Source organism: Kocuria dechangensis, assembly GCF_014636775.1.
GTDB lineage: Bacteria > Actinomycetota > Actinomycetes > Actinomycetales > Micrococcaceae > Kocuria > Kocuria dechangensis.
Window position 1 is genome coordinate 1 of sequence record NZ_BMEQ01000067.1, and the last position, 2,495, is coordinate 2,495.

3 protein-coding genes and 1 pseudogene are annotated in these 2,495 nt (G+C 62.5%); 1 reads left to right on the forward strand and 3 read right to left on the reverse strand.

The features are described from left to right. A partial coding sequence (locus tag IEW07_RS20640) for a transposase (protein ID WP_188540663.1) occupies positions 1-305 on the forward strand: 305 nt, incomplete at its 5' end. Between the two features lie 183 nt (positions 306-488). Here the strand turns inward: IEW07_RS20640 and IEW07_RS20645 are convergent. From IEW07_RS20645 to IEW07_RS20655, 3 genes and pseudogenes are all read right to left on the reverse strand, one after another. After that, positions 489-1,223, reverse strand: coding sequence for a DUF6994 family protein (locus tag IEW07_RS20645; RefSeq protein ID WP_229742030.1), 735 nt, complete (start codon positions 1,221-1,223; stop codon positions 489-491). A 299-nt stretch (positions 1,224-1,522) separates the two neighbouring features. Then, positions 1,523-1,972, reverse strand: coding sequence for a hypothetical protein (locus tag IEW07_RS20650; RefSeq protein ID WP_188540665.1), 450 nt, complete (start codon positions 1,970-1,972; stop codon positions 1,523-1,525). Between the two features lie 235 nt (positions 1,973-2,207). Further along, positions 2,208-2,495 (reverse strand): annotated as a pseudogene (locus IEW07_RS20655) (transposase); the annotation flags it as partial.

Here is a 2,495-nt window from a genome sequence, read left to right on the forward strand (position 1 = left end):
CCACCACCGACAAACCACGCCCGGACGACACTCGATTCTGCAACAGGCTCTACGACCTCGAGATCCGGCGGGTGATTTGCTCGACCAATGCCATCGAGTCGCTCAACGCCCGGTTCCGCAGGGCGGTGCGGGCCCGGGGGCACTTCCCGAACGAGCAGTCCGCGATGAAGACCCTGTACCTCGTCGTGCGGAGTCTGGACCCGAAGGGCACCGGGCAGACACGATGGGTCACACGGTGGAAGCCAGCACTGAACGCCTTTGCCATCACCTTCGCCGACCGGATGCCGGCAGCGGAGAACCACTAACCATGGAAACGCCTCTTACACCGTTAGAGCGACAGTCCCTTGCTTCGTGGCGTATGTACACGATGGAAGTCCTGTGACCCGTGAAGAGCCGGTATTCAACCTGCAGGGCTTCGACGACTTCGGCGGCGAGGGTGGCAGGTTCCGTCGCAAGGGCCGGGGCGCCCGGTGAGCCCTTGATTCGCCCTAGGGTTGCGCGTCGATCCTGCGGTTGCGGGAGGTGATGAAATCGTTGCTGAGCCGCAGATACTGGAGGTATTCGTCAGCGGTCTTCGGTACAGCCGGGGTGCGGAAGTCCTCGAACCGGTGGAAGAACCGGATGGTCTTGCCATCCTCCTCGACGAGGTCCTGCAGCAGGAAGAAATCGACGTACCCGGAGAAGTCCTCGAACAGGGCGAAGAAGTCTGCATACCTGTGCAGGACATCGGCGAGGGGGTTGGGCTCCTCACGAAGGTAGTGGCGCCGGATGCACTCCAAGGTCAGGTCGAATCGGTCGGCGATCGTGCGGTTGAACCCGCGGGCACCATTGATCGTCTGCTTTCGGCCGATTTTGATACCCGGGAACACGAGGGCGCTTCCGGCCGTGTAGCCACCCCACTCAGGCAGCTCGTGGTCCGGGAGATCGCGTACGACGCGCGACGCCCGTTTCCGCAGCCTGGTCGTGATGGCGTCACTGGAAAGGCGGAAGACCCCCAGAGGGGATCGGTGCGCGAGGTACGAACGGGGTTCAGGTGCCAGGTCGAAGCGTGCGCCGGAGGGCAACTCCTTGCTCCACAACAGCTGGTGATGCCTGCGAAGGGTGGGGCTGTAGGCGTCAGGGTCCTTGCCGGGCGGAGTGTCTGAGTGGTAGTCGAAGGACGTATCAACGCCTGCGGTCATGTGGTGTCCCCTGTTCGACGCATATTCGTGGTTCGCGGTCATATGAGTGGCATTGGGGCTGCGTCAGCAGTGTCCTGCCCGGCCACGTGGACCCGGCCTCTACGGGTGTGCGAAGCTCCACCCCTGTAACCCTGGCGATGGGTTGGCCCGACCGCTACCCGGCCTACGGTCCGCTTTCCTCCATGGAATGTGAACCTCCTGACAGGCGCCGTGGCACGGACCGCAAGCAAGCGCTCACTCACACTCGTCCGGGAAGGGCCATCAAAGTCATCTTCAAGAACGCCCCACTCCCACAAGTCGGTCTCACCATTCTGCGGTGTGGGGGCGCTCTGGACGTGCAACTATCTTCCGCGGGTCAAACCGCGCCTGTGAGTTCGGCTGCGGGCCAGCAGACCCAAGCAGGTGAAAACGCCCAGGAGGACTCCCAGGGGTGCTCCTAGCAAGCCGATGACTGCGGTAAGGAACGTCTCTACGCCGAACAATCCGCCGGCGAGGATGCTGAGGCTGAACAGGCTCTGGCCAAAGGCCACGAAGGCGGCAACGACGAACGCCTTCAGGTTCGCCGATTCACCGGTACTGAACTGCCAGGTAAGCAACGCGAGCATAAAAGCCGGGACTGCCATGACAAGCACAGCGAAGACAATCAGAATCGACAGATCATCGCTCATGCTCAGGACCATGAAGCACAGGAGCAGCACGTAAAGACCTGTCATGGCGTAGCTGATGAGGACCACATTCGCCTTGACGAAGGCGACCACATCGCGGGCCTTGAGGGTGGGGGGAGGGTTCATCGTGAGCTCTCTAAGAACTAAAGCGGCTAAGGTTGCGTATGCAACATGTGTTTGCATACGCTACCGGGCGGTAAGGCCAAGGGACATACCGGGAGTGTCCACACATATGCCCACGACGTCCTGCGTCACACCCACGTTTTTTGGCCCATCGGATCTGAGCGGAACGCGGGCACTGGACCCGTATGTGAGCAGAAGTCCCGGCATGTCGGAAACTGGTTAGATGTAAGAAGTGGTTTCAATAGTCCTTCCGGGGCAGCCGCCGGGCGCAGATGATGGTGATGGCCAGGGTCGCCACGGCGGTGATGGTGGTGGCGCTGCGGTCGTAGCGGATGGCCAGTCGGCGGAAGGCCAGCAGCCAGGAGATAGTGCGTTCCACCACCCAGCGGTGGCGGCCCAGGCGTTGGCTGGAGTCCACGCCGATGCGGGCGATCTTCGGCGGTGATCCCGCGCCGGCGCAGGTAGCGGCGCACCCTCCGGTTGTCGTAGGTCTTGTCCGCGTGCAACTTGACCGGCCGGCGTCGGG

What these genes read in the sequence shown, in the direction of transcription:
- IEW07_RS20645 (WP_229742030.1), bottom strand. Translation starts at nt 1,223, where the DNA reads ATGACCGCGAACCACGAATATGCGTCGAACAGGGGACACCACATGACC.
- IEW07_RS20650 (WP_188540665.1), bottom strand. Translation starts at nt 1,972, where the DNA reads ATGAACCCTCCCCCCACCCTCAAGGCCCGCGATGTGGTCGCCTTCGTC.